This is a genomic window from Streptomyces sp. SID14478, from assembly GCF_010548525.1.
Lineage (GTDB): Bacteria > Actinomycetota > Actinomycetes > Streptomycetales > Streptomycetaceae > Streptomyces.
Window position 1 is genome coordinate 28,981 of record NZ_JAAGMG010000100.1, and the last position, 25,335, is coordinate 54,315.

General features: G+C 69.0%; 23 protein-coding genes. 12 read left to right on the forward strand and 11 right to left on the reverse strand.

Going from position 1 to position 25,335, the window contains the following annotated elements; all coding sequences use genetic code 11:
• Positions 1-47: 47 nt before the first annotated feature.
• The 6 genes from G3I40_RS03165 to G3I40_RS03190 all read right to left on the reverse strand — a co-directional run bounded on the left by G3I40_RS03165 (position 48) and on the right by G3I40_RS03190 (position 6,800).
• The gene (locus tag G3I40_RS03165; protein ID WP_164300600.1) at positions 48-560 is read right to left on the reverse strand and encodes a flavodoxin domain-containing protein; all 513 of its coding nucleotides are present in this window, start codon (positions 558-560) and stop codon (positions 48-50) included.
• Between the two features lie 96 nt (positions 561-656).
• Positions 657-1,670, reverse strand: a complete 1,014-nt coding sequence (gene gap, locus G3I40_RS03170; protein ID WP_164300601.1) for a type I glyceraldehyde-3-phosphate dehydrogenase — start codon at positions 1,668-1,670, stop codon at positions 657-659.
• Between the two features lie 27 nt (positions 1,671-1,697).
• Positions 1,698-4,079, reverse strand: coding sequence for a phosphoketolase family protein (locus G3I40_RS03175; protein WP_164300602.1), 2,382 nt, complete (start codon positions 4,077-4,079; stop codon positions 1,698-1,700).
• Positions 4,080-4,149: 70 nt separating this feature from the next.
• Positions 4,150-5,016 carry a universal stress protein gene (locus tag G3I40_RS03180; RefSeq protein ID WP_164300677.1) on the reverse strand — a complete coding sequence of 289 codons (867 nt, stop codon included), beginning with the start codon at positions 5,014-5,016 and terminating at the stop codon, positions 4,150-4,152.
• A gap of 98 nt (positions 5,017-5,114) precedes the next feature.
• Positions 5,115-6,029 (reverse strand): universal stress protein, encoded by a 915-nt coding sequence (locus tag G3I40_RS03185; protein ID WP_164300603.1) that lies wholly within the window; start codon positions 6,027-6,029, stop codon positions 5,115-5,117.
• 147 nt (positions 6,030-6,176) lie between these two features.
• Positions 6,177-6,800: a DoxX family membrane protein gene (locus G3I40_RS03190; RefSeq protein ID WP_164300604.1), complete on the reverse strand. Its 624-nt coding sequence runs from the start codon at positions 6,798-6,800 to the stop codon at positions 6,177-6,179.
• A gap of 316 nt (positions 6,801-7,116) precedes the next feature.
• Here G3I40_RS03190 and G3I40_RS03195 point away from each other — a divergent pair, with 316 nt between their 5' ends.
• Positions 7,117-7,581: a cyclic nucleotide-binding domain-containing protein gene (locus tag G3I40_RS03195; protein WP_343244808.1), complete on the forward strand. Its 465-nt coding sequence runs from the start codon at positions 7,117-7,119 to the stop codon at positions 7,579-7,581.
• A gap of 155 nt (positions 7,582-7,736) precedes the next feature.
• Positions 7,737-8,435: a response regulator transcription factor gene (locus G3I40_RS03200; protein ID WP_164300606.1), complete on the forward strand. Its 699-nt coding sequence runs from the start codon at positions 7,737-7,739 to the stop codon at positions 8,433-8,435.
• 3 nt (positions 8,436-8,438) lie between these two features.
• Here the strand turns inward: G3I40_RS03200 and G3I40_RS03205 are convergent, their stop codons facing one another.
• On the reverse strand, positions 8,439-10,181 hold the full coding sequence (locus G3I40_RS03205; protein ID WP_164300678.1) for a GAF domain-containing sensor histidine kinase: 1,743 nt from the start codon (positions 10,179-10,181) through the stop codon (positions 8,439-8,441).
• A 208-nt stretch (positions 10,182-10,389) separates the two neighbouring features.
• On the opposite strand from G3I40_RS03205, the gene G3I40_RS03210 reads away from it, so the two are divergent.
• The 4 genes from G3I40_RS03210 to G3I40_RS03225 all read left to right on the forward strand — a co-directional run bounded on the left by G3I40_RS03210 (position 10,390) and on the right by G3I40_RS03225 (position 14,874).
• Complete coding sequence (locus G3I40_RS03210) at positions 10,390-13,062, forward strand: bifunctional GNAT family N-acetyltransferase/acetate--CoA ligase family protein (RefSeq protein WP_164300607.1); 2,673 nt, start codon at positions 10,390-10,392, stop codon at positions 13,060-13,062.
• Positions 13,063-13,091: 29 nt separating this feature from the next.
• Positions 13,092-13,817, forward strand: coding sequence for a CBS domain-containing protein (locus tag G3I40_RS03215; protein WP_164300608.1), 726 nt, complete (start codon positions 13,092-13,094; stop codon positions 13,815-13,817).
• Positions 13,818-13,881: 64 nt separating this feature from the next.
• Complete coding sequence (locus G3I40_RS03220) at positions 13,882-14,112, forward strand: hypothetical protein (RefSeq protein WP_164300609.1); 231 nt, start codon at positions 13,882-13,884, stop codon at positions 14,110-14,112.
• A gap of 105 nt (positions 14,113-14,217) precedes the next feature.
• Positions 14,218-14,874: a CBS domain-containing protein gene (locus tag G3I40_RS03225; protein ID WP_164300610.1), complete on the forward strand. Its 657-nt coding sequence runs from the start codon at positions 14,218-14,220 to the stop codon at positions 14,872-14,874.
• A gap of 74 nt (positions 14,875-14,948) precedes the next feature.
• Here G3I40_RS03225 and G3I40_RS03230 read toward each other — a convergent pair whose 3' ends face one another.
• Both G3I40_RS03230 and G3I40_RS03235 read right to left on the reverse strand, forming a co-directional pair.
• Positions 14,949-15,368 (reverse strand): Hsp20/alpha crystallin family protein, encoded by a 420-nt coding sequence (locus G3I40_RS03230; RefSeq protein ID WP_164300611.1) that lies wholly within the window; start codon positions 15,366-15,368, stop codon positions 14,949-14,951.
• 96 nt (positions 15,369-15,464) lie between these two features.
• Entirely contained in the window at positions 15,465-16,037 is a 573-nt protein-coding gene (locus G3I40_RS03235) for a hypothetical protein (protein WP_164300612.1), read from the reverse strand.
• A 425-nt stretch (positions 16,038-16,462) separates the two neighbouring features.
• Here G3I40_RS03235 and G3I40_RS03240 point away from each other — a divergent pair, with 425 nt between their 5' ends.
• From G3I40_RS03240 to G3I40_RS03265, 6 genes are all read left to right on the forward strand, one after another.
• Entirely contained in the window at positions 16,463-17,428 is a 966-nt protein-coding gene (locus G3I40_RS03240) for a nitroreductase family protein (protein ID WP_343244809.1), read from the forward strand.
• Positions 17,429-17,772: 344 nt separating this feature from the next.
• Positions 17,773-18,843 (forward strand): alcohol dehydrogenase catalytic domain-containing protein, encoded by a 1,071-nt coding sequence (locus G3I40_RS03245; protein WP_164300614.1) that lies wholly within the window; start codon positions 17,773-17,775, stop codon positions 18,841-18,843.
• Between the two features lie 14 nt (positions 18,844-18,857).
• Positions 18,858-19,526, forward strand: coding sequence for a pyridoxamine 5'-phosphate oxidase family protein (locus G3I40_RS03250; protein ID WP_239091486.1), 669 nt, complete (start codon positions 18,858-18,860; stop codon positions 19,524-19,526).
• A 13-nt stretch (positions 19,527-19,539) separates the two neighbouring features.
• Positions 19,540-20,274: an HAD-IA family hydrolase gene (locus G3I40_RS03255; RefSeq protein WP_343244810.1), complete on the forward strand. Its 735-nt coding sequence runs from the start codon at positions 19,540-19,542 to the stop codon at positions 20,272-20,274.
• The gene (locus G3I40_RS03260; RefSeq protein WP_164300616.1) at positions 20,271-22,664 is read left to right on the forward strand and encodes a glycoside hydrolase family 65 protein; all 2,394 of its coding nucleotides are present in this window, start codon (positions 20,271-20,273) and stop codon (positions 22,662-22,664) included. Before G3I40_RS03255 ends, G3I40_RS03260 begins: the two co-directional genes overlap by 4 nt.
• A 475-nt stretch (positions 22,665-23,139) precedes the next feature.
• Positions 23,140-23,949 (forward strand): AAC(3) family N-acetyltransferase, encoded by an 810-nt coding sequence (locus G3I40_RS03265; protein ID WP_164300617.1) that lies wholly within the window; start codon positions 23,140-23,142, stop codon positions 23,947-23,949.
• Positions 23,950-24,040: 91 nt separating this feature from the next.
• Here the strand turns inward: G3I40_RS03265 and G3I40_RS03270 are convergent, their stop codons facing one another.
• The gene (locus G3I40_RS03270) at positions 24,041-24,472 is read right to left on the reverse strand and encodes a hypothetical protein (RefSeq protein ID WP_164300618.1); all 432 of its coding nucleotides are present in this window, start codon (positions 24,470-24,472) and stop codon (positions 24,041-24,043) included.
• 456 nt (positions 24,473-24,928) lie between these two features.
• Positions 24,929-25,180, reverse strand: coding sequence for a hypothetical protein (locus G3I40_RS03275; protein ID WP_164300619.1), 252 nt, complete (start codon positions 25,178-25,180; stop codon positions 24,929-24,931).
• Positions 25,181-25,335: the final 155 nt, after the last annotated feature.

The following is a 25,335-nucleotide window of genomic DNA, read 5'->3' on the forward strand; positions in this document are numbered from 1 at the left end:
AGTGCCGAGATCCAGTTCGCCCACCCGGAGGTGAATAGGCAAGCACGTCATTGGGCGTGTTCCGGTTCGGCCAGCAGCTGGGCGGCGACGCGTGCTGCCCACGCCTCGATCACAGGGAAGTCGCGGAAGTCGCCGGGCCTGCCCGAGCGCAGCAGCATGCGGGCCCCGCGGCTGGAGGCGTCCTGCCGCAGGCATCCGCCGAAGGTGACGTGCTCGCGTGCGCCCAGCCCCTGGACGAGACGCAACACCGCGGGTGTGGGGGGTATGTCCCCTTGCGACGCCGTGGTGTCCAGCGGGCCGCTGCTGAACAGCCACAAGGGCCGATCCGCCAGTTGGTGACGGTGCCGGCGTACGAACCGGCGGGCGTCCCGCTGCCAATGGCCGGCGTACAGTCCGCTGCCGAGCACCACCGCGTCGTAGGGCGCCACACTGGCCACGAAGCGCGCAAGCCGCGGCTCGGCCTCCAGGCCTGCCGTGCGCAGCACATCGGCGATGGCACCCGCGATCTGCGCCGTCGATCCGTTCCCGGTCGCGTAGACGACCAGCACCCGTCCTCGCATGATGATCAACCTTCCTGTCTGGTCGTGAGCGGTGTGTGGGGTGGTCGGCGCCATGAGGCAGCGACCGTGCCGGGACGCGTGCGCGATGTGTTGCCGTCAGCCGGCGGTGACCAGTGCGGTGAGGTCGAGCAGCCGTTGGGTGTAGCCCCATTCGTTGTCGTACCAGCCGAAGACCTTGGCCAGCGTGCCGTGGGCCTGGGTCAGGAGCGGGTCGAAGACACAGGAGGCCGGGTTGCCGATGACGTCGCGGGAGACGATCGGTGCCGTGGCTACCTCGAGAACACTTCCGAGCTGCCCGTCGGCCGCGGTCCGGAACGCCGTGTTGATCTCCTCAGCGGTGACATCACCGCTCAGCATCACAGTCAGATCGGTGAGCGAACCGTCCTCGACCGGCACGCGCACCGCGATCCCGTCCAAAACGCCGTCAAGCTGCGGCAGCACCAGGCCGACAGCACGTGCGGCTCCGGTGCTGGTGGGAATGATGCTGAGTGCCGCGGAGCGGGCGCGGCGCAGGTCCTTGTGCGGGCCGTCCAGCAGGGCCTGGTCGTTGGTGTAGCCGTGGATCGTGGTCATCATGCCGCGCTGGATGCCGAAGTTCTCGTGCAGCACCTTGACCATCGGGGCGACGCAGTTGGTCGTGCAGCTCGCGGCCGAGATGATGCGGTCGTGCCCTCGGTCGTAGCTGTCGTCGTTGACGCCCATGACGATGGTGGCGTCGACGTCCTTGCCGGGCGCGGAGAGCAGCACGGTGCCGGCGCCGGCCTTCAGGTGCTGGGCGGCGGCGTCTCGGGTGCGGAAGCGTCCGGTGGACTCGATGACGACGTCCGCTGCGACGTCGGACCAGCGCAGGTCCGCCGGGTCGCGCTCGGCGCTGACGGCGATCGTGCGGCCGTCCACGCTGATCGAGGCGGCGTCGTGGTGAATCTGGCGGGCCAGTGGTCCGAACGTGGAGTCGTAGGCGAGGAGATGGGCCAGGGTGGCGGGGGAGGCGATGTCGTTGATGGCGACCACTTCGATGTCGAGGGTTTTCGCCTCGACGCGTTCCAGGGCTGCGCGCAGGTAGGTCCGGCCGATGCGGCCGAAGCCGTTGATGCCGACGCGGATGGTCATCGCGGTACTCCTTCGTCGTCGATCGGTTCAGGAGGCCCAGGTCCAGTTGGCGACCTCGGGTAGATCGGTTCCGTGTTGGCGGATCCAGGAGTGGTGGCGGGCGCGGACGTCGGCCATGGCCTGGCGCACGCCGGCGGCGCTGACCGCGAGTCCCGGCACGCGGTCGATGACGTCCATGACCAGGCGGTAGCGGTCGAGGTCGTTGCGGACGACCATGTCGAAGGGCGTGGTCGTGGTGCCGGACTCCTTGTAGCCGCGCACATGCAGGTGGCGGTGGCCGGTGCGGCGGTAAGCCAGGCGGTGGATGAGCCAGGGATAGCCGTGGTAGGCGAAGATGACCGGCTTGTCCGCCGTGAACAGGCCGTCGTACTCGAAGTCGCTCATGCCGTGCGGGTGTTCCTCGCGCGGCATCAGCCGGGCCATGTCGACGACATTGACGACCCGGACCGACAACTCGGGCAGGTGCCGCCGCAGGATCTGTGCCGCGGCCAGGACTTCCTGAGTGGGCACGTCGCCCGCACAGGCCAGGACGACTTCGGGTTCGCCGCCGTTCGCCGTTCCCGCCCACTCCCAGATGCCCGCGCCTCGGGCGCAGTGGGCGCGGGCCTGCTCCATGGACAGCCAGTCGAAGCAGGGCTGCTTGCCGGCGACGACGACGTTCACGTAGTCGCGGCTGCGCAGGACGTGATCCGCGACCGACAGGAGGGTGTTGGCGTCCGGCGGCAGGTAGACCCGTACGACCTCGGGGCTCTTGTTCAGGATGTGGTCGACGAAGCCGGGGTCCTGGTGCGAGAAGCCGTTCTGGTCCTGCCGCCACACATGCGAGGTCAACAGGTAGTTGAGCGAGGCGATCGGGGCCCGCCACGTGATCTGCCGCGATGTCCTGAGCCATTTGATGTGCTGGTTGGCCATCGAGTCGACGATGTGGACGAACGCCTCGTAGCAGGAGAACAGTCCGTGGCGGCCGGTGAGGAGGTAGCCCTCCAGCCAGCCCTGGCAGAGGTGTTCGGACAGGACCTCCATGACGCGGCCGTGCGGGTCCAGGTGTTCGTCCGTGTCCAGGGTCTGTGCCTGCCACGCTTTGCCACTGGCGGCGAACACCGCGCCGAGCCGGTTGGAGGCGGTTTCGTCGGGTCCGAACAGCCGGAAGTCGCGACGGCCCGCGCTGTCCTTCATGACCTGTTCGAGGAAGTCACCGAGGACCCGTGTCGGTTCGTGCAGGCTCTGGCCCGGCTTGTCGACCGGCACCGCGTACCGCTCGACGGGCGGAAGCGGCAGGTCGCGGACCAGGTGGCCGCCGTTGGCGTGGGGCGTGGCACCCAGCCGGCGTTTTCCCTCGGGGACGCAGGCGAGCACCTCGGCGGTGGGACGGCCCTGGGCGTCGAAGAGTTCCCGCGGACGGTACGAGCGCAGCCAGGCCTCCAACTGCGCCAGGTGCTCGGGGTTCTCCCTCACCTGGGAGAGCGGCACCTGATGGGCGCGCCAGGTGCCCTCGACGGGCGCGCCGTCGACCTCTCGGGGTCCCGTCCAGCCCTTCGGCGTGCGCAACACGATCATCGGCCAGGGCTCGCGGGTGGTGGTGTCGTTGTCGCGGGCGCCGCTCTGTATCGAGGTGATGCGGTCGAGCGACAGGTCGAGAGCGGCCGCCATGGCCCGGTGCACCTCATGCGGGTCGTCGCCGGTGACGTGCAGGGGCTCGTGCCCGTAGCCGCGCAGCAGGTGGTCGAGCTCGGCCTCGGTGATGCGGGACAGCACGGTGGGGTTCGCGATCTTGTAGCCGTTGAGGTGCAGGATCGGCAGCACGGCGCCGTCGTGCACGGGGTCGAGGAACTTGTTGGCGTGCCACGAGGCGGCGAGCGGTCCGGTCTCCGCCTCACCGTCACCGATCACGCAGGCCACCAGGAGGTTCGGGTTGTCCAGGGCGGCACCGTAGGCGTGGGCCAGGGCGTAGCCCAGTTCTCCGCCTTCGTGGATCGAGCCGGGTGTCTCCGGCGCGACGTGGCTGGGGACACCGCCGGGGAAGGAGAACTGGCGAAAGAGTTCGGCCATGCCGTCCGCGTCCCGGCCCACGTCCGGATAGGTCTCGCTGTAGGTGCCCTCCAGCCAGGAGTTGGCCAGCACGGCAGGCCCGCCGTGCCCCGGCCCCCATACACACAGGGCGTCGAGGTCACGTCCTGTGATGACGCGGTTCAGATGGGTGTGGATGAGGTTGAGGCCCGGCGAGGTGCCCCAGTGCCCCAGGAGGCGCGGCTTGATGTGATGCGGCCGTAGCGGCTCGGTCAGCAGTGGGTTGGACATGAGGTAGATCTGGCCTGCAGCGAGGTAGTTGGCGGCCCGCCAGTGGGCATCCAGCGCGTGCAGTTCCTCGTCGGGAAGGACGTGCGCAGAGGGGCGGTTGCTCTCGGACATCTATGGCTCCGCAGGTCGGGGTGGGCAGTTCGGGGGCGGCGCGCTGTTCGAGACATGGGCGCGGTCGGCGTCACACCTGCTCGGGAACGATCACGACTGGACAGGCGGCGTGATGCAGGAGGGCGTGCCCCACGCGCCCGAGTTGCAGGCCGACTTGCCCGTGCCGTCGCCGGGCCCCCACGACCAGCAGGCCGCCACCGTAGGAGGCGTCCAGCAGGACCCGACGCGCGGTCCCTTCCACGGTGACGCGGCGGATGTCGACGCCGTCCGGGACGTGTCGGGTAGCGGACCCCAGCATGGCTGCGGCCCGCCGCTCGTACAGCCGGGCGGGCTCTACGCTCAGCAAGGGATGGTCGATGGTCTCGTGCGGCGGGCAGTGCCAGGCCCGGATCGCCGTCAGCGGAGCCTTGCGCAGGAGGGCCTCGGTCTGTGCGAACTGGACGGCCGTCGACGTCTCGGGGCTGTGGGCCACCCCCACGAGGACCGGATTACGGCCGGGTGCCGGTACGCGGTTGTCCTGTCTTCCTCTCAGGACGACGACGGGACAGTTGGCTCGGGCGGCCACACCGAGGCTGACGGAGCCGAGCAGCAGCTCGGGGATGCTGCCGCGTCCCCGGCTCCCGAGGACCAGCAGGCGGGCGCTTCGGGCTTCCCGGAGCAGTGCGGCCCGGGGCTCCTCGGGAAGCACCTCGTAGAGGACCTTCACACCGGGATGCTGTGCACGGGCCCAGGACAGTGCTTCGTCGATGAGCCGCCTGTCACCGAAGGGATCGGGATCTTCGGTCTCGACCCCGGTTTCGTAGCGCTGCCACAAAGACGCGTGCACGACGCGCAATGGGACTTCGTGCAGCTCTGCCTCGTCCGCGGCCCAGTTGATGGCTCGCAGGCTGGACCGGGAGCCGTCCACTCCGACAACGACGGGATGCTGGCTCTTCATGGTGCTCACGGCTTTCTGGAGGGGCCACCGGGCTGGCGCGGCAAGCCGCACCAGCCCGGTCAAGCACGTCGATGGACAGCTGGTGGGGAGAAGTTCGCTCAGGTCCCCGTGGCGGTGCCGTGCGCGACGATGGCCACGGGGGTGGTTGCGTGGTGCAGAACGGCGTGGGCGACGGGCCCGATGTGGGCGCCGAGCCGGAGGCGGCGTATCCGGCGTCCCACGACCAGGAGGGAGCCCTCGCGTGCGATGTTCACCAGGTGCAGTGCGGGACTGTCGTAGCGGGAGTCCTCGATGACCTCGACGTCGGAGAACTTCTGCCGCCACGGCTTCAGCAGGTCTGAGAGGGCGGCTTCCTCGCGCACGACGATCTCCTGGCGCAGCACCGGGTCCACGGGTAGCCCGTAGACGTAGTACGGCGAGACATTCCAGCAATGGACCGCACGCAGCGGCGCCCCGCGGCGTGCCGCTTCCTCGAAGGCGAACGAGATCACCGCGTCGTCGGGGCTGTCGGCATCGAGGCCGAGGATCACCGGGCGGTACGCCGCCGCGGCGGACGCGATCCCGGCGGGGTGGTGCTCGTCGGCCGCCTGTTCACCGGCGCGGACCAGGACGACCGGGACGCGGGCGTGGGAGATGACGGACATGCTCACCGAGCCCACGGTGTAGCCGGCGATCCTGCCCAGGCCCCGCGTGCCGAGGACCAGCATGTCGCAGTTGTCCGACGCGCTCGCGAGAACCTCTGCCGGTACCCCGCTCGCCTGTTCGTGGGTGACCGTGACTCCGGGATGGCGCAGGCGCAGGCCCTCCGCCGTTTCCCGGGGAATGCGCTCGCTCCAGTGCGCGAAGGTCTCGGCTCCGACCAGCGGGGCCTGCGGGATGGGAGCGGGTACGGGCCGCCACACGTGGAGGAGTTTCAGCGGCAGTTCGCGCAGCTTCGCCTCGCGCGCGGCCCATTCGGCTGCGGCGCGGCTCTCGGCCGAGCCGTCGAGCCCGACGGTGATGGTGCCGGCCATGGTTCTCGCCTCCTGAAGTGGACTCACTGCCAGCGTGCGGGAGTTGTGCCGTGGTCAGCAGGGGCCGCTTGTCCCCGGCCGGTGCCGGTCGGCCCCTGGTTGGTGGGGCTGACCGGCGGGCACGGTGTCGTGTCGAGCCATGGGGGGTCAGCGCAGCCACGCGTGGTCGCGCACTATGGGCAACTTCGCCCACAGCTTTCCCAGGCCGACGGTTCCGCCGGCCGCGGCGGCTGCCAGCGCGATCAGCACGACGGCGTAGATCGCGTGGTAGTCGGCGAACGGGTTCGTCGACATGCTGGGGGTTCCGTCGGCCAGGTGCTTGGCGGGCGGCCACTCGGCCAGCCACATGAGCGCCATCATCGCGGTGCCGGCCACGGCGGCAAGGCGCAGCGCGATGCCACTTATCAGGGCGACGCCGACGCCCAGCAGCCCGAGCATGAACAGCCAGTCGGCCCAGGTGTCACCGGCCCAGGAGTGGAAGGTGGTCTGCATCGGACCGGCGGCCACGCCGCTCAGGAATCCCTGGGTGGGCGAACCGCCGTCGATCCAGCCCTTGCCCGAGGGGGTCGCGTAGCCGAGGCCGAAGGTCTTGTCGAGGAAGGCCCACAGGAAGACGAAGCCGGTCAGGAGACGCAGGGTCGCGAATACGTAGGCCCTCGCGGTGTGCGCGTCGGTGCGTGCCGCCGCGGTGTCCCTGGCGGGGACGGTCTGCCTGCGGAATGCCGGCAGGTGAAGGCCCCCATTGCGGTGGGTGTGGTCGTGCACGGCCATGACGGTGATCCTTTCGGGAACGGTCGGTACGGTGTCCTGACGCCTTTGACTCTGGCGGTGTGCCGGTGGCGGCACGTGGTGCCGAAAGGCCATCGGTGATCGGCGAACAGCCCTGCCTGTAGGGCCTGTTGGGCCCGCCGTCCCATGCCCGCGCACCGGCGGGACGGGGAGCCGCGGTGGCGGATCGCACGAGGGCGCACGAACGCTCTTCGGCGGCCGCATGCCGAGGATTCAGGCCATGTGGCCCATGGCCTGCACGGCCGCACCGGCACAGGCTGAAAGCAGTAATTCAGGCGCTCGTCAGTGGAGGCCCGTCGTGAGTACCGCATCCACCCTCAGTACTCTGCGCACCCTGCCTGCAGAACACCGTGAAAAGATCCTTGAGCTGGCACGCGAGGTGACCGTTGCGCAGGGCACGCGCCTGTTCAACGAGGGCGGCAGGGCGGACCACTTCTGGATCGTGCGCACCGGCACCATCGAACTCGACATGCGTGTTCCCGGCCGCCGGGCCGCCGTCATCGAAAGGCTCAGCCACAACGAACTCGTCGGGTGGTCCTGGCTGTTCGGTCCGCACGTCTGGCACATGGGCGCCGAGGCTGTGACGCCGGTCAGGGCGTACGAGTTCGATGCCGCGGCCGTGCGGAAGCTGTGCCGCAGCGATCCGGCCTTCGGGGACGCGATGTCCCAGTGGGTCGGCACGATCGTCGCCCGCCGGCTGCGCGCGGCGCGCGCCCGTCTGCTGGACCTTTACGGGCCGAACGGGTCCGGCAGCAACCTGTAGCCGTCGCATCACGGTCGGCGTACAGCGCACCTTTGCGGCCCTCGGGCGCGGCCGGAGCCCCTGTGCACATGGGGCCCAGTAGGCCCTAGTGTCGAGCGGGCGAGCCGGGCGATGATCGACGAAGGGCCGACCTCGGCCGGAAACGAGGCACCGCGATGAACCAGGCACCTGCTTTCGACGCCGTACATCCGATCCGGGTGTTCCTGCTCGACGACCACGAGGTGGTCCGGCGCGGGATCTCCGACCTCCTCGACGCGGAACCGGACATCACTGTGGTCGGCGGAGCGGACACGGCGCAGCACGCGCTGACTCGTGGACCGGCGCTCCGGCCGGACGTCGCCGTGCTCGACGTCCGGCTGCCCGACGGCGACGGCATCACGGTCTGCAGGGAACTGCGCAGCCGGATGCCGGAGCTCGCCTGCCTGATGCTGACCTCGTTCGACGACGAGGAGGCCCTGCTGGACGCGATCATGGCGGGCGCCTCCGGCTATGTCCTCAAGCAGATCAAGGGTTCGGATCTCATCTCGGCCGTCCGCACGGTGGCGTCCGGGCAGTCGATGCTGGATCCCGAGACCACGGCCCGCTTGATGCGATCCCTGCGCACGGGCCCCGCCGAGACCCCGGCCGAACCGCCGGAGGTGGCCGCCCTGTCGCCACGGGAGCGGGAGATCCTCACCCTGATCGGTGACGGGCTCACCAACCGTGAGATCGGCAAGAAACTCTATCTGTCGGAGAAGACCGTCAAGAACCACATCTCCCGGCTGCTGGCCAAGCTGGGTGTGCACCGTCGGGTGCAGGCCGCAGTGCTGGCCGCGCACCTGGAGCAGCCCGACACCGGCTCCCACCAGGCGTGAGCGTCACGGCGTCGCCTTGGGGCCGACTGGCCCGGCCGGGACCTGCCACTGCAAGCGCGTACCGACACCGTGCGGTCCCGTCCCGATCGTGAGTGTGCCGTACAGGGATCTGGCCCGGTCCTGCATGTTCTTCAAGCCACTGCGGGCGGCCCCCTCGGGAATGCCGCACCCGTCATCCGCCACCACGACCGTCAGCTCCCCGTGGGCACAGCGCACCTGTACGTCCACGGAACGCGCTCCGGAATGCCGGGCCGCATTGCTGAGCGCCTCGCCGATGACGGCGGCCGCGTGGTCCGCGACCTCCACGGATACGTCCGTGTCCACCAGCCCCTCGATCCGCAGGGCGGGCCGGAACCCGAAGGATGCCGCGGCGGCCTGCACCGCCTCCGCGGCACGGGCGCGCAGGCCCGAACCTTCTCTGCTCGTTCCCTGGCGCGTGCGCAGACCGAAGATGGTCGAACGGATGATCTTGATGGTCTCGTCCAGATCGTCCACGGTCCGGGAGAGTCTTTCCTGGGCTTCTGGGTGATCCACGAACCGCTGGGTGCTCTGCAGGGTCATCCCCGCCGCGAACAGTCGTTGAATGGCCAGGTCGTGCAGGTCGCGCGCGATCCGGTCGCGGTCCTTCAACAGGGCAACGTGCTCCGCGTCGCGTCGGCCCTCGGCGAGTTCAAGAGCAAGGGCCGCCTGCGCGGCGAACCCGAGCAGGGTTTCCGCCTCGCTCTCACCGAAGGGTCGGCGGCCCGCTTCGCGCCCGAGGATCAAAACGCCGCGTGTCTTGCCGCCCGCGCCGAGCGGGACCAGCAACAGCGGGCCCAGGCCGGACCGCCATCCCGCGGAATCTCCGCGTGCGTCGTGCCCCGCGTCGGCGGTCAGGACCGGTTCGGACGTGGACAGGGCAGCTTCGACCAAGCCGTCACGCGCCGAGATGACCAGTCCGGCCCGCCCCTCGGCATCGCTGCCTACAGCGACGGCAGGCTGCAGCGACTCCGTACCGGTCATGTACTCGGCGATCAGACCCATGTCGGCCGCGGCGATCTGCCGCGCCTGCTCGGCGATCAGCAACAGAACCTCGGCACTGGGGGCTCCTGACAACAGGGTTCTGGTCACCTCGGAACTTGCCCGCAGCCACTGTTCGCGCAACCGGGTGGCTTCGTAGAGCCGCGCGTTCTCGATGGCCACGCCGGCGGCCACTGCGAGCGTGGCCAGGACGGCCTCGTCGTCGGTGTCGAACTGCTCACCTCCTCGTTTCTCGGTGAGGTAAAGGTTGCCGAACACCTTGTCCCGGACCCTGACGGGAACGCCGACGAACGAGTGCATGGGCGGATGGTTCGGCGGGAAACCGCGCGAGGCGGGGTGCTGCGACAGCTCCGCCAGCCGCAGTGGCACGGGATGCCGGATCAGCTCGCCGAGAATGCCGTGCCCGCTGGGCAGCGCACCGATCAAGGCCCGCTGCTCCTTCCCGATTCCCGTGGTGAGGAACTCCGAGAGCGTCTGGTCGTCGCCAACGACACCGAGCGCACCGTACTCGGCATCCACCAGAACGACGGCGGCCTCGACGATGCGGCGCAACACCTGTGCGAGATCCAGTTCGCGCCCCACCGACAGCACGGCCTCCAGGAGCGTGTGCACCCGGTTCTGCGTGCCGCGTGCGGCGTCGATCCGCGACTGCAACTCGTCCAGCAACTCGTCCAGCTGCAGCTTCGGCACATGCTGCTCGGCGTCGTGGTGCCCTGCCCCGCTCATCGTTTCCTCCGCTGACCGCAGACACGTCACGTGCGCAGTTCTTCCTCCCACCGTAATGCGCGGCGGCGCCGGGGGACCGGTGTTCCGGCTGGCCGCAGCGGATACGTACGCAAGGCCACTCGGCCCCAGGAGGGTGCCCATGCAGCCTCTGGGGTGGCGGGCCCGGCAGCCGGAGGGTGAAGGAGAACCCGGACGGAGGGAATCCGAGATGGCTGAGAGCCGCGAAGCATCCGTGTATGCGCTCCTCGCCGACGGCACGACCGTGCGTATTCGCGGTGCGGGGGCCGACGACACCGACGCCGTGCGCAGCTTCTTCGAAAGGATGTCGCCCGCGAACCGGCGCCTGCGCTTCTTCTCGGCCGGCAGCACCAGTGCCCAGCAGGCCGCAGACCGGGTGGGCAGGTCTCATCCCCCCGGTTACCGGGCGCTGGTCGCCGAACACGAGGGTGCGCTCATCGGCCTGGCCGAGTACGAGACCGTCCGTGACCCGCGCAGCGCCGAGATCTCGCTGGCCGTGGGCGACGACTGGCACCACCGGGGCGTCGGCACGCTGCTGCTGGAACACCTGGCCCACGAGGCACGCACCGCCGGATTCACCGCCTTCTTTGCGGACGCTCTCGCCGACAACCACGAAGTCCTCAAGGTCTTCGCCGACCTCGGCTTGCGCGTCGTGCGTCACACCGAAGGCCCCGAGGCCCGCCTCACGGTCGAACTTCGGCCACGGGAAGCCTATTTGTCCGCCGTGGACGCGCGCGGCAGCTCTGCCGACGTGGCGAGTCTGCTACCCCTGCTGCGCCCTCGATCCGTGGTCGTCATCGGCGCGGGACGCACGCCCGGATCCGTGGGGCGGGCGATCCTGCGCAACATCCGCACCGGTTGCTTCACCGGCCGTGTTCTCGCCGTGCACCCCAAAGCGCCAGCACTCCTGGGTATCCGGGCCTGCCCCACCGTCGCGGACCTGCCAGTGGTTCCCGACCTCGCCGTCATCGCCGTCCCCGCATCGGCCGTCGTAGAAATCGCGCAGGAGTGCGGCCAGTTCGGAGTGCGCGCTTTGTGCGTCGTGACCGCAGGCCTGGATTCCGCGACGGGAAGCACGCTGATGGACATCTGCCGACGCCACGGCATGCGAATGGTCGGCCCCAACTGTCTGGGCCTGGCCAACACCGAGACCGCGGTCTGCCTCGACGCGACCTTCGCAGCCCGCCACCCGGGCCCCGGCAGCGCCGGAGTGGCCGTCCAGTCCGGGGGGGTGGGCATCGCTTTGCTCGACGGACTGCACCGGCTGGGTATCGGTGTCTCCAGTTTCGTGTCACTCGGAGACAAGTACGACGTCAGCGGCAACGACCTCCTCCAGTGGTGGGAGAGCGACGACCGAACGGACCTGGCGCTGCTGCACCTGGAATCGTTCGGCAACCCGCGCGCCTTCTCCCGCACCGCCCGTCGCGTCTCGCGCACCATGCCGGTGCTGACCGTCGACGCCGGGCGTTCCGAGGCAGGCCACCGCGCGGCGGCCTCCCACACCGCGGCCGCCGCCACTCGCACCACGACCAGGGCTGCCCTGTTCGCCCAGGCAGGAGTCACAGCCACCCGCTCGATCAGTGAACTGCTCGACGCCGCCGCGCTGATGCATTCCCAGCCGCTGCCTGTCGGCGCACGGGTCGCGATCGTCAGCAACGCGGGCGGCGCCGCAGTGCTGGCCGCCGACGCCTGCGAGGAGGCGGGCCTCACCGTGCCGCCCCTCGGCCCGGACCTCGTCGGTGAACTGCTCGCCCGGCTTCCCGCAGGAGCGAGTGCCGCCAATCCCGTGGACACCACCCCCACGGTCGATGAGGAGCAACTGCGTGCCTGCATCGACCGGTTGGCCCAGCACGGTGCTGTCGACGCCGTGCTCGTCCTCCTCGTACCCACCGCCGTGGCCACGGCCACCGGGGACGACCTGGTCCAGGCCCTGGCGCACGGCGAAAAGCAACCGCGGCCGGTCGTGGGGGTCCTCCCAGCCCAGTCCACGCGCGTCGAGTTGCTTGACGGTGCAGTGCCCGTATACGGCGACGCGCAGGACGCCGCCCGCGCCCTGGCCCACGCAGTCGCCCGCGCCCGATGGCTGAACAGGCAGCCCGAGAGCACAGAGCAGCCCGCGCCGGACGAACCGCAGGAGAGCCGCGCCCTCGTGACGGAATTCCTGGCCGCCAACCCCGAGGGAGGCTGGCTCGACCCGGGCAGGACGGCGGCGCTCCTCGACCAGTACGACATTCCGCAGATTCGCTGGGCCTGGGCACGGGACGAAAGCGAGGCGGTCGCCGCGGCCGAGCGACTGGTCGGCGCCGGCGGACAGGTCGTGATGAAGGCTCACTGGCCCGGCCTCCTGCACAAGAGTCAGGAGCACGCTCTCCACCTGGACCTGCGCGGATCTCAGCAAGTCCGCGCAGCACACCGCGACTTGACCACCCGCTTCGGCGAGCTGATGACCGGAGTCGTGATACAGCCCCTCGCGGATCGTGGCACGGAGCTGTTCGCCGGCATCGTCCAGGACGGGGTCTTCGGCCCCCTCGTCGTCTTCGGACAGGGCGGCACCGCGACAGACCTGCTTGCCGACCACGCGGCGCGCCTCGCGCCGCTGGACGAAGCCGATGTGCTCGACCTGATCACCGCACCCCGCTGCGAACCGCTCCTGTTCGGCTACGCCGGGGCGCCCAAAGCCGATCTCGACGCACTGGAAGACCTGCTGCGCGGGCTGTCCCGGATGGCCTGCGACCTGCCCCAGCTTGCGGAGGCCGACCTCAACCCGGTCCTCGCCGGACCGCACGGCATCCATGCTCTGGACGCCCGCATCCGACTCGTACCCCGGGAGCCGCGCGACCCGTACCTGCGGCGACTGCGCTGACCGGGCCGATCATCGTCAAGGAGGCTGTCATGAAACACGCGAAAATCGGCGAGGTGATGATCGACGACGTCATCGCCGTGCGCTACGCAACGCCCTTCAAGGAAGTCACCCGCTTGCTGGCCGAACACCGCATCAGTGGGCTGCCCGTGATCGATGAGGACGACAAGGTCATCGGCGTGATCTCGGAGACCGACCTGATGCTCCACCAGGTCACTCAGGGACAGCCTGGCACGCCCCCTTCCTTGCGGGCACGCCTGAGTCCCGCTCGCCGCCGCAACGCCGCGAAGGCCGCCGCTCGCACGGCGGGTGCCCTGATGTCCGCCCCCGCCGTGACGGTGAACGCCCAGTCGACGGTCTCCGCGGCGGCGCGCACGATGGTGCAGCACCGAGTAGAGCGGCTGCCCGTTGTCGACGAGGAGGAACGGCTGGTCGGCATCGTCACCCGCCACGACGTTCTCCAGGTCTTCCTGCGACCGGACGACGAGATCCGCCGCACTGTCGTCGACGAGGTCTTGAAGCGTGCGCTGTGGCTGACGCCCCGGGTGGTTTCGGTCGACGTCCGTGAGGGTGTGGTCACCCTCACCGGATGCTTGGAACGCCAGAGCGAGACCGTCATCGCGGTCGCCATGACGAGCCGCCTGGACGGCGTGGTCGGAGTGGTCGACAAACTGACGTACCGCCTCGACGACTCGCACCTCAGGCCCGACGAGCCGAAACTGCACGGCGTCACGGACGACTGGCTGCGCAAACTCTGAGCCCGCGCGTCCGTCCACGGGCGGGTGCCCCCCAGGACGTCCGCTACGACGAGGGAGGAAAACGATGATTCCCCTGTTGCTGCTCGGAGCCTTCGTTCTCGGAGGCTGCATGGTCTTCGGCTACAGCTCATTCATGGTCGGCTTCCTGCTCGTGGTCGGTGGCCTGCTCGGACTCCTGGTGTTCATGGCGACCCCGGGGGCGATCCGCAGGCCTGGCGAGACCCGGACCGTCCTCGAGGAACGCCACTACATCGGCGGCCGAGATGACGAGCACGAGTATCACCACCGGCGCTGAAGCCGCCGACGTCGCGGGGGGAGCGCAGACCCCCAAGGCTCACCTGCCCCGCGCTCAAGTCGCCACCCCGTAACTCGCACAGCAGTGCAACCCAGGAGGTCCGCCATGGAAGACAGCGCGCGAACGGTCAGCGACGTCATGACCAACACGGTCGTCGGAGTCGGCCGCAAGGCCGCATTCAAGGAGATCGTCGAGCTGATGCAACAGTGGAAGGTCAGCGCACTTCCCGTCCTGGAGGGCGAGGGGCGCGTCGTCGGAGTCGTCTCCGAAGCCGACCTGCTGCCCAAGGAGGAGTTCCGGGACAGCGATCCCGACCGGTACACCCAGCTGCGCCGCCTCCGCGACATGGCCAAGGCCGGTGCGCTCACCGCCGATGAGCTGATGAGCGCGCCTGCCGTCACCGTGCACGCGGACGCCACTCTCGCGCAGGCCGCGCGCGCAATGGCCCACCGTCGGGTCAAGCGGCTCCCCGTCGTCGACGCGCAGGGCATGCTGGAAGGCGTGGTCAGCCGGAGCGATCTGCTCAAGGTGTTCCTGCGACCGGACGACGAAATCGCCGAAGAGATCCGGCGCGAGGTCGTCAGCGTGCTCTTTCCCAAGCCCGTCAGTTCGATCCAGGTCACCGTGTCCGACGGAGTCGTGATCCTGACGGGGCGCATCCGGGACACCCAACTCGTCCCGACAGCAGCTCGGTTGACGCGTGCCGTTGAGGGAGTCGTAGACGTTGACGTCCAGTTGTCGGGCGCTCATGGCCCCGCCTGAACGACGGCCGTGCATACAGTGGCCGCGCAGCCCCGGGCTGCGCGGCCACTGTATGCACGGCTCCAGCAGGCGGCTCAACCGTGTCGCACGGTAACAGTGCGGGTGCCCGATTCCTCCTTTGAGATTGGGGCCCTGATGACCAGCACACCGTCCGCGTACTCTGCGGTCGCGTCCTCGTGGCGGGCACCGGCCGGCAACCTGATGTTCCTCAAGAACGACCCGTAGTGGAACTCTGTGCGGCAGTCCATCGTCGGCGCACTGCGTTCCGCACGAAGGGTCAGCACGCCGCCCGTGATACTGATTTCGACATTCTTGGACGCGTCGATCCCGGGGAGCTCCGCGCTCAGGACATAGGTATCGTCCTCTACGCGCTCCTCGATGCGGATGCCGTGCAGACCCGGCACCGAATGCACCCCGGGCAGCCCGAGGCTGACCCAGCCGAACAGGTCCGAGATGCCCGGCCAGCTGGGCAGTCGCTCCATCACGCCATGCATGTCAGCCTCCTCCTGCGCTGCTCTCCTGTTCCCCTACCAGGGTCTCGCCGGCGAGGTGCGCAGGCATGAGCCGTCCTTCCCTCCAGTCGGCACCGTTCAGCTGGTCCTGCGGCCCCACTGGGGCCCGACCTGCGCCCACTCCGTCTCCCAGTCGTCGAGATGCCGGCGCAGCAGACTCCGCCGCAGGGGCCAGCTGCCCGAGACAGTGAGCAACCCGGCGCCGAGACCGGCGAGGGAGCCGAGCATCGCGGCCTCCCAGCGTGCCTGTGCCGCATCCGGAGGCTTGGCCGCCGGGGTCCCCGTGGACGACAGCCAGATTGTGACCCGGGATCCCCGCACTCTGCCGGGATCCACCAGGGCGAAGCCCGTGCGCGCCGTTCCGTTCTCCAAGACCCAGCGCACCTTTCCCTTGACCTGGCCGGCGAGGCCCCGGCTCACCGGGAAAGGCGGATCCGGCGCGTCCTGCAGCAACTGTGCGGCGACGGGGTGTCGTTCCTCTCTATCACGTGCCATCTGTGCGCTGGTGGCGTCAGCGGTCGCCGTCCCGGCAAGCACACCGGCGAGCACAGTGCACAACCACGTGCCGAGGACGATCCACGACTCGACGACATCACTGTGGCGCCGCAGAGGGTTCGAGCGCCAGCGCCACAGCATCCGCCCTTTTCCCATACCTTCCAGACGATGTGCCCTCACCTGTCGCCTCCCACCTCGGCCGCTCGGTCGCGGAGTTCACGCTTCAGAACGTGACACCTGGCATCCGGGATGCAGGAGCGGCCGACCAGGCACCTCGCCCGGGACGAATGGCCCGACTTCCATGGCGATCGGGACCCTGACGACCGGCCCGGGGACACCCGTACGCGGTGCCCGGCATCGAGAAGGCGGCGGACCGGTCCGCGACCCCTAACAAATGATCACCGGCCTTTGTGCACTGTGCCCGGACGGCACGGACCGTGGGCTCAACAGCCCCTGGGAGCAGCCACCCGGCCCGGCGCAGGCTGAACACGTAGAGCATTCCGGCGGTTGCGCAGCGACGCTCTCGCGTACGCCGCCGGCCTCCCCATCAGGAGAAGGCGATCATCATGGTCTCTGCGCCCATGGACGCGACAACCCTCGAGACACTGGTCTCAGCTGCCGTCGCAGCGCCATCCATGCACAACACGCAGCCGTGGCGGTTCCGTCTTGTGCCAGCCACGCTGACGTTGGAGATCCACGCGGCCCCGGAGCACTCCCTGCCCGCCGAGGACCCCCACGGTCGTGCCGTGCATGTCGCCGCAGGAGCCGCGCTGTTCAACCTGCGGCTGGCAGTGGCTCATTTCGGATGGACGCCGGTGCACCGCGTACTCCCGGACCCCGATCGCCCGGGCCTGCTGGCGACCGTGCGCGTCACCTCCCTTCACGCGCGACGCATCCAACCCCAGGCCCACCTGTACGAGAGGATCTGGCGCCGACACAGCAGCCGTTTCCCCTTCTCCGCGAAGACTCCCCCCACCGCGGTACTACGCGAACTCGTCGAAGCCGCCCACGGCGAAGGTGCGGCACTGGACCTGCCGAGCACACCTCGGATCAACAGGCTCCTGCGGATCACCGCCGAAGCCGAGCAACGCACTCGCCTGGACGCGGCACGCGCCACGGAGAGCCGCCGTCTTGTCATCCAGCCCGGCGCCCGTGCAACAGGGATCGGCGTGCCCGCGTCGGCGATGGGGCCTCAGGACGCTTTCGAACACCTCCCCATGCGGGACTTCGCCGCCCGCCGATATGTGGCGCAACTGCCGTCACGGCCGTTCGAGTCCGTTCCCACCATTGCGGTGCTGCGCACCGCCCACGACCGTCGCACCGACTGGATCCGCAGCGGCCAAGCCCTCCAACACGTCCTGCTGCTGGCCACGGCACACGGGCTCAGCAGCTCACTGCTGCACCAGGCGATGGAGTGGCCCGATCTGCGCACTGAGCTGTGCCCGGCCGAGCACGCACGCAGCTACCCCCAGATGCTCATTCGTCTGGGCTACGGTCCCGAAGGCGCCGCCGCCCCGCGGATGCCCGCCATGCGCTTCCTGCGATGATCGTGCGCCTCCGATCGGGTTCGGCCCATTGCCTGCCGCGAAACGGTGCAGTCGCGCCGTGCGTCAAGGAAATGGCCATCGGGCCGTACGAACCGATGACTCGCCTTCACCTCGCTGAGGTCTCGATTACCCGGCCGGAACTCCGGCGCCACGCTTTCGTCTCGACCGCATCACCGTCCGCGAAGGAGAACGTGCGGGCCGGTGCCCAGCAGTCGTGGAGGGACTTCCCGCGCCACAGCCCGACCGGCACCCGGTTCGGGCCGATCGGCCCAAGCGGATCCGAGCGTCACGGGCGCAGTCTGACGGTGTCCTCGTAGTGCACCAGCGCCCAGAGAGGCCGTGTCATGAAGGCTCTCGTGTTCCAAGGACCCGGACAGACCGCCTGGCAGGACGTCCCCGACCCCGCGATCAAGGATGCCGCCGACGCGATCGTCCGCGTCGATGCTGTCACCATCTGCGGCACCGACCTGCACATCGTCAAGGGCGATGTCCGCGAGGTGACTCCGGGCCGGATCTTGGGGCATGAAGCGGTCGGCACGGTCGTGGAGACCGGATCCGACGTTCGCTCCGTACACCCCGGGGACCGCGTCCTGATCTCGTGCATCTCCGCCTGCGGCCGCTGCCGCTTCTGCCGCGAAGCCAGCTACGGTCAGTGCCGAGGAGGCGGCGGATGGGTGCTCGGGCACACCATCGACGGCACGCAGGCCGAGTACGTGAGCGTCCCGTTCGCCGACCTCTCCCTGCACCCGCTGCCCGACACCGTGGAGAGCCACGACGCAGTCCTGCTCGCGGACATCTACCCGACCTCCTACGAAGTCGGGGTCCTCAACGGCCAGGTCGGTCCGGCCGACACCGTCGTGGTCGTCGGAGCAGGCCCTGTGGGCCTGGCCGCCATCGCGACCGCTCAGCTCTACAGTCCGGGACGCCTCATCGCCGTCGACCTCGCGGACTCCCGGCTGGCGGCGGCCCGGGACTTCGGCGCGGACACCATCGCCCGCTCGCAGGAAGAACCGGAGCGGCTGGTCGAAGAGCTGACCGACGGGCTGGGCGCCGACGTGGTCATCGAGGCGGTCGGCGTGCCCGAGACGTTCGAGATGTGTGCCCGCATGGTGCGACCGGGAGGCCGGATCGCCAACATCGGCGTGCACGGCAGGCCCGCCGTGCTCCACCTCGAGGATCTGTGGATCAAGAACGTCACCATCACCACCGGCCTCGTCGACACCCGCACCACCCCCATGCTGTTGCGGATGATGGCCGCCGGGCGATTGCCCGGGGCCACGATGGTCACCCACCGCTTCGAGCTGGACCAGATGGAAGAGGCCTACGACGTCTTCTCCCGCGCCGGCGAAACCGGCGCCCTCAAGATCGTTCTAGGCGCTGCAAAACCCACAGCCCTCAGCCCGGTGGGACGGTGAGGACAATGCAGCGCATGACGCGCGAGGCACCGCAGCGTTCCGGCCACACCGATCTGGGCCGCCGAGTGGCGGCCCGCCGGACTAGTGTCGGGATGAGCCGCGAGGAATTGGGTCACCGGTGCGGAGCCAACGCAAGCTACATCGTCTACCTCGAGGAGCACGCCGCCTCCGCACCTGTCGGCACCCTGGTCCGGGTCGCCGACGCCCTCGGTGTCACCGTCGACGACCTCACCGGTGCAAGCGTGGACCGGGTACCGGGCCGGGTCACGGCGCGGTCGGACACCGCACTCGTCGGTTTGGACGAGGCCGAGTGCCGACGCCTGATCGGAACCCACGGAGTGGGCCGCATCGCTGTGCTGACCAAGGACGGTCCGGGCGTGTTCCCCGTCAACTACCTTGTGGCCGGGGCAGACATCGCCTTCCGCACCGCCGCCGCGACACCCGCGGCCAAGGCGGTTGACACCGAGGCAGCCTTCGAGATCGACAGCATCGACGACGTGACAGCCAGCGGCTGGAGCGTGCTCGCCGTCGGTTGCCTGACGGCCGTCACCGACGACCGAGTCCTCCACCGCCTGGATGCCACGGCCCATTCGCATCCCTGGGCCGGAGGCCCCCGTACTCGTTGGATGACGCTCACACCGGTCAGGCTGACGGGTCGCAGTGTGGGGCCCGGTCATGAATGACATATGTGCGGTCGTGTTCGACACCGACGGGGTGCTCCTCGATTCCGCATACCGACACGCGGCCGCGTGGAAGCAGGCCTTCGACGCCTGCCTGCCACAGTGGGAGCCGCACGCCGAACCCCGGCCGCAACCCTTCGACGCGGTCCGCGAGTACCGGGACCTCGTGGACGGACGGTCCCGCCTCGACGGCGCACGGGCCTTCCTCGGATCCCGGCACATCAGCCTCCCGGAGGGAACGCCGAACGATCCGCCAGGATGCAGCACGGTCCAGGCCGTCGCCGCCCGCAAGGAGGACCTCTTCCAGCGGATGCTGCAGACCGAGACGGTACAGGCATACGCCGAGGTCCGACCGATGCTTGTGCACCTGCGCAAGCTCGAGATCCGCTGCGCGGCCGTCTCTGCGTCCAGACATGCCCGCCCCCTCCTCCAATCCGCCGGACTCATCGACTTCTTCGAGGCCCTGGTGGACGGGCAGGACGCCGCCGCACTGGCTCTGCCGGGCAAACCCGATCCCGCGCTGTTCCTCGAAGCTGCGAACCGACTGGGTGCCGAACCCTCGCGCGCAGCGGTGGTGGAGGACGCGCTCGCCGGCGTTGAGGCAGGTCGCCGCGGAGGCTTCCGCCTGGTGGTCGGCCTCGACCGCGATCACGATCCGACAACCGCCGACGGGCTGACCACCCATGGTGCGCACCTCGTCCTGCCCGATATGAGCGGACTGCCCGCTGCACTGCAAAGCCGGCAGCCGTGACCACGGCCTGGAACTGGGAGTACCAGACCTACGACCCCAAGACCGAGCGCCTGGTGGAGTCCCTGTGCACAGTGGGTAACGGACGCTTTGCCACTCGTGGATCCGCCCCCGAGAGCGTCGCGGACGACCACCACTACCCGGCCACCTACCTGGCCGGCTGCTACGACCGGCTCACCTCCGAAGTCGCGGGCCGCACGGTCAGCAACGAGGACATGGTCCGGCTGCCCGACTGGACCGCCCTGCGTTACCGCTGTCTGCCCGACGACGACGCGCCCGGCAACTGGCTCACCCCAGACCATCCGAGCCTGCTCCTCAGCCGTGTCCGCCTGGACCTGCGCGCCGGAACACTCACCCGGCAGATGCTCTTCCACAGCACCGACGGACACCGCCTGGGCGTCACCCATACCCGCCTCGTGCACATGGGCGACCCGCACCTGGCCGCTCAGCGCACGGTTTTCCGCGCTTATGGCTGGCGGGGGAACATCGAGGTGCGGGCCGTGCTCGATGGAGACATCGTCAATGCGGGCGTGGACCGCTACCGCGCTCTGGCCGGACGACACCTTGCCGAACACCGCACCGGGACGGAACGAGGGGAAACAGCGTGGCTGTCGTGTGTCACGGCCACCTCCCGCATACGCATCGGGCTTGCAGTGCGCATGTCGGCTCGGCCGCCAACCGACATCGACAGTGACTGCACCGCAACCACCGCCCGCCAGACGCTCGTGCTGCCGCTCAGGGGGAAGACGGCCGAGATCGTGAAGACCGCCGCCCTGTTCACCTCACTGGACCGTCCCGCCACAGACCCTGCTCAACAGAGCATCGTGTACGCCCAGCAAGCCCCCGGCTTCCCGGCCCTGCTGACTGCTCACCGCGCATCCTGGCAGCGTCTCTGGAACGACGGAGGGCTGAAGACTCCCGGTGAGACGGGTCGCATCCTGCGCCTGCACGCCTTCCATCTCTTGCAGACCCTCTCGCCGCACACAGCGGAACTGGACGTAGGCGTCCCGGCCCGCGGACTGCATGGCGAGGCGTACCGGGGCCACGTGTTCTGGGACGAACTATTCGTCCTGCCTTATCTCGCCCTCCACTTCCCCACGACGGCCCGCGCCGCCTTGATGTACCGCCACCGCCGACTTCCCGCTGCCCGCGAAGCGGCCGTCGGCAGTGCTGCCAAGGGCGCCATGTTCCCCTGGCAGAGCGGTAGTTCCGGGTCCGAGGAGACCCAGCGCCTGCACCTCAATCCGCGTTCCGGACGATGGCTGCCCGACCACTCCCACCTGCAGCACCACGTGGGCTCGGCCATCGCCTGGAACGTTTGGAAGTACGGACAGTCCACTGGCGACACCGACTTCATGCACGGCCCCGGCGCCGACCTTCTCCTGAATGTCGCCCACTTCTGGGCCGGCTCTGCGACCTGGGACCCCGACCTGAGCCGCTACCGCATCCGCGGTGTCGTCGGACCGGACGAATATCACGACGCCTATCCCGACGCGACAGCTGCCGGCATCGACGACAACTCCTACACGAACGTCACCGCCGCCTGGACGCTCGGTCGCGCCCTGGACCTGTACGCGGAACTGGCACCGGCTCGCCGAGCCGAACTGTTGGTGCACCTCGGCATCGGCGCAGACGAACTCCACATGTGGGACGACGTATCCCGACGCCTGTACGTACCGTTCCACCACGGAGTGATCAGTCAGTTCCACGGATACGGCGACCTGGCCGAACTCGACTGGGGCGCCTACCGCGATCGCTACCATGACATCCGGCGCCTGGATCGCATCCTGGAAGCCGAAGGTGACACCCCCAACCGCTACCAGGTCTCCAAGCAGGCCGACACACTCATGCTCGGATACCTGTTCCGCCCCGACGAACTCGCAGCGACCTTCCACCGCCTCGGCCATGGCGTCGACGACGTGCTCTGGCGCATGACCGTGGAGTACTACCTCCGGCGCACCTGCAACGGATCGACCCTCAGCAGTCTCGTGCACGGCTGGGTACTCGCCCGTATGCAAGGCCAGGACGCATGGCGCCACTGCCAGGAAGCCCTGCGCAGCGACGTCACCGACATCCAGGGCGGCACCACCGGAGAGGGCATCCACCTCGGGGCCATGGGCGGCACCATCGACCTTGTGGAGCGCGGCGTCGTCGGCCTCGAACCCGGCCCTGACGGCTTGCACATCGACCCGGCACCCCTGCGCGATCTGCCCCGCTCGACCTTCACCCTCTGCTACCGCGGACACCAGAGCATCCGGGTCCGCTTCTTGCCCGGACGACTTGGTATCAGCGTGCCTCGCGCGTCGCTGGAGCCGCTTTCCGTGATCCTCACTGGCGGCCGGCCTGTCAGGATCAGTCCAGGAAGCGAACGATGGTTCTATTTGCGCCGGTAGAGCCTGAGGTGGGCCGAGCAGGTCATTGAAGGGCGGCGACTCTGGGAGAGGATCCGAAGGACCCCCTTGGGCGCCTCAGCATTCATGTGCAGGACTGCCGAGGAGACGGGTCTTCAGGAGGGCGGGATTCAGTGCCCTGGCCCTCAGGCGGGTGTCCCGAGGTTTAGGACCGTGGGTCCGGTACGCGAGGAGTTCGATCAGGCAATTGCCGCTGCTTTGCGTGCGCGGAGGCAGTGTCGACGCAGACTATGCGCATTCATCACGTCGCGGGGTTGCCCGGATGTGCTTTTTGAGACTGCGGGAGCCATCGGGCCTGCACGGCGACGGGACGGCGAAATGGGCACTGGCCTGCCTCGTCGGCGCCTTGGTCTCGAAGCCGGATAGAAGGTTCAAGGTGATGCAGGTCACGGCTCACCAACGCGCACGCGTCATACGTTTCGCTCGACGCACCGCCTAGCACACGGAGAACACCGGAATGAGCACGACCGCACCGAGCGACAGCGCCCTCACGGCCGCCGACCTGGCCGAGGGGTGGCACAAACTAGGTATCGACGACGGCATGACCGTGATCGTGCACGCTTCCTTGGCCAGCCTCGGACGCGTCGACGGCGGCGCCGCCACCGTGGTCGACAGCCTGCGCGCCGCGCTCGGGCCGGCAGGCACACTCGTCGTTCCCACGTTCACCTGGCAGGTCGCCGACCCGGACCCCGACCATCCCGGGGTCCCCACCGCCGACATCATCGCGCGCCGCGCCGCAGTGCCCACGTTCCATCGCGACTTGGAAACCACCAGCATGGGCGCCATCCCTGAGGCGGTGCGGAAACTGCCGGAGAGTGTGCGCAGCGCCCACCCGCAGGCGTCCGTCGCTGCAGTGGGAGCCCGGGCCGAAGACATCACCAGGCGACAGACGCTCGGGTTCGCGCTGGGCCGCACCTCGCCGTTCGGGCGCATACATGACCTCGGTGGCCACATCCTCCTGGTGGGCGTCGGTCACGACCGGAACTCCTTCCTGCACCACGCGGAGTCCCTGATCCCGAACCCTCGCTTGAAGGTCCGCCGCTTCCCTCGAGAACTGGACGGCGAGCGCGTATGGGTCGAGGCGCTCGACGTCGGCAACGACAACGGCGTCTACTTCCCCGCCATCGGCCGCGAATTCGAGCAACAGGCCGGCATCACCGCGGTCATGGTCGGCGAAGCCTCCTGCCGACTGATCCCAGTGGCGCCTCTGATCTCGTTCGCCGCGCAGCGTCTCACCGAGCTGCTCGCGGCAGAGCCGGCGGAGTGACCAGAAGCCAACTGGCCCACAGGTATTGACGATTTTGACGATCGCTCATGAGTGATCGGTGACGGGGGTCCTGTGGATGGGCGAGGAGGTCTTAACCGTGGGTCTCTGCGGCCCACGCCTCCACTCCGTCGAGCGGAGTGGTCACGTCGATGTGGATCACCTCAACCTGCGTCCCGTTGCTGCATGGCACGTCGCGGGCGGCGGTGCGCAGTCCGGCCGTGAGTAGTCCGCTGCAATCCGCTTGCAACTCCCAGGTTGCGGGCTCCAGCAAGATGACGATCCGGGCACGGCCGCCGTACTCCTCTTCGACTGTGCGGGCCCAGAGTTCGGTGACGTCGACCGGAGGCGTCACGGCGGAGGCGCGACGATAGAGCGTGACCTCGTTCGCGACGCGGTGCGCTGAGGTCGCGAGGGGGATCGTGCCGACTTCATCGGCTGTGTCTGTCCACAGGACGATCACGGGGACCGGGCCGGTTCGTTCTTCGCCGGCGTCAAGCACCGTGGTGGCGCAGTGCATCGTCATGAGGGCACCTTAGGACCCCAACGAAGTGATCTTCGAGAAGGTCGGAACTTTCCAGAACTGATGATCAGGGGGTGCGGGCTGGCGCGGCCGAAGCCGAAGTTGACGACGCGCGGTGGGCGGTGATCGAGCCGCTGCGGCCACGGCCGGGCGGCGGCACCAGAATGCTGGCGCGAGTGTCTGAATGCGTGGGCCCAAGAGCTGACCCAGGCTGGCGAGATAAGCCTTGGCGGCCGAGGAGTTGGCCATGCAGGGAACCGGCGGAAAGCTGACACCGCAGCAGACAAGAGTGATGGTTCCGCGCCGACCCCCGGCTTTGCGCGCCTGGTCGGGCTCAGTACGGACACGCAGGGCATACGCCGGTCTGCCGGTACGTGGTCGGCCGGCAGAACTGCCACCCCGTCGCGCGAGAGCGCTGGTAGTTCGCGAATGCGGTGATGACGGCGCTGACGGATCTGGTCAGCCGTTTACCGGCTGGTCATCGCCGCGGTGGCCCTCGAAGGCGTGCGTGGTCGGGTGGCCGAAGGGTGAGAATCCGGCCAGCTCTCGTCCTCGTGCGGCGGAGGTGACGCTGCCCCAGTCCAGAGCCGCTTTGGCGCGCGCATGCGTGCTTTTGGCTGCGTCGCGGCTCTCTTTCAAGACATCTCCGCGCTCCCGTACCAGCACGTCATAGATGGGGCAGGTGGTCTGGGAGATCTGCGGAGTCGTCACAGACATCCTGGTGCCCGCCCGTCGGCTGCCTAACGTTTCGAAAGGGCAACGACCTCGACGCTCGCGCTCGAGCCAGAAGTGCGAGGGCCGCTGCCATGGGGCGCGGCGCGCCACAGCGGGCTGTGTCAGTGATTGAGATGCCGTCGGCGGCGGGA

Coding starts and splice junctions, on each gene's coding strand:
- G3I40_RS03200 (WP_164300606.1), top strand. CDS start 7,737: ATGAACCAGGCACCTGCTTTCGACGCCGTACATCCGATCCGGGTGTTC.
- G3I40_RS03225 (WP_164300610.1), top strand. CDS start 14,218: ATGGAAGACAGCGCGCGAACGGTCAGCGACGTCATGACCAACACGGTC.
- G3I40_RS03210 (WP_164300607.1), top strand. CDS start 10,390: ATGGCTGAGAGCCGCGAAGCATCCGTGTATGCGCTCCTCGCCGACGGC.
- G3I40_RS03190 (WP_164300604.1), bottom strand. CDS start 6,800: ATGGCCGTGCACGACCACACCCACCGCAATGGGGGCCTTCACCTGCCG.
- G3I40_RS03245 (WP_164300614.1), top strand. CDS start 17,773: ATGAAGGCTCTCGTGTTCCAAGGACCCGGACAGACCGCCTGGCAGGAC.
- G3I40_RS03270 (WP_164300618.1), bottom strand. CDS start 24,472: ATGACGATGCACTGCGCCACCACGGTGCTTGACGCCGGCGAAGAACGA.
- G3I40_RS03265 (WP_164300617.1), top strand. CDS start 23,140: ATGAGCACGACCGCACCGAGCGACAGCGCCCTCACGGCCGCCGACCTG.
- G3I40_RS03215 (WP_164300608.1), top strand. CDS start 13,092: ATGAAACACGCGAAAATCGGCGAGGTGATGATCGACGACGTCATCGCC.
- G3I40_RS03175 (WP_164300602.1), bottom strand. CDS start 4,079: ATGTCCGAGAGCAACCGCCCCTCTGCGCACGTCCTTCCCGACGAGGAA.
- G3I40_RS03235 (WP_164300612.1), bottom strand. CDS start 16,037: ATGGGAAAAGGGCGGATGCTGTGGCGCTGGCGCTCGAACCCTCTGCGG.
- gap (WP_164300601.1), bottom strand. CDS start 1,670: ATGACCATCCGCGTCGGCATCAACGGCTTCGGCCGCATCGGCCGGACC.
- G3I40_RS03240 (WP_343244809.1), top strand. CDS start 16,463: ATGGACGCGACAACCCTCGAGACACTGGTCTCAGCTGCCGTCGCAGCG.
- G3I40_RS03185 (WP_164300603.1), bottom strand. CDS start 6,029: ATGGCCGGCACCATCACCGTCGGGCTCGACGGCTCGGCCGAGAGCCGC.
- G3I40_RS03205 (WP_164300678.1), bottom strand. CDS start 10,181: ATGAGCGGGGCAGGGCACCACGACGCCGAGCAGCATGTGCCGAAGCTG.
- G3I40_RS03230 (WP_164300611.1), bottom strand. CDS start 15,368: ATGCATGGCGTGATGGAGCGACTGCCCAGCTGGCCGGGCATCTCGGAC.
- G3I40_RS03220 (WP_164300609.1), top strand. CDS start 13,882: ATGATTCCCCTGTTGCTGCTCGGAGCCTTCGTTCTCGGAGGCTGCATG.
- G3I40_RS03250 (WP_239091486.1), top strand. CDS start 18,858: ATGACGCGCGAGGCACCGCAGCGTTCCGGCCACACCGATCTGGGCCGC.
- G3I40_RS03180 (WP_164300677.1), bottom strand. CDS start 5,016: ATGAAGAGCCAGCATCCCGTCGTTGTCGGAGTGGACGGCTCCCGGTCC.
- G3I40_RS03165 (WP_164300600.1), bottom strand. CDS start 560: ATGCGAGGACGGGTGCTGGTCGTCTACGCGACCGGGAACGGATCGACG.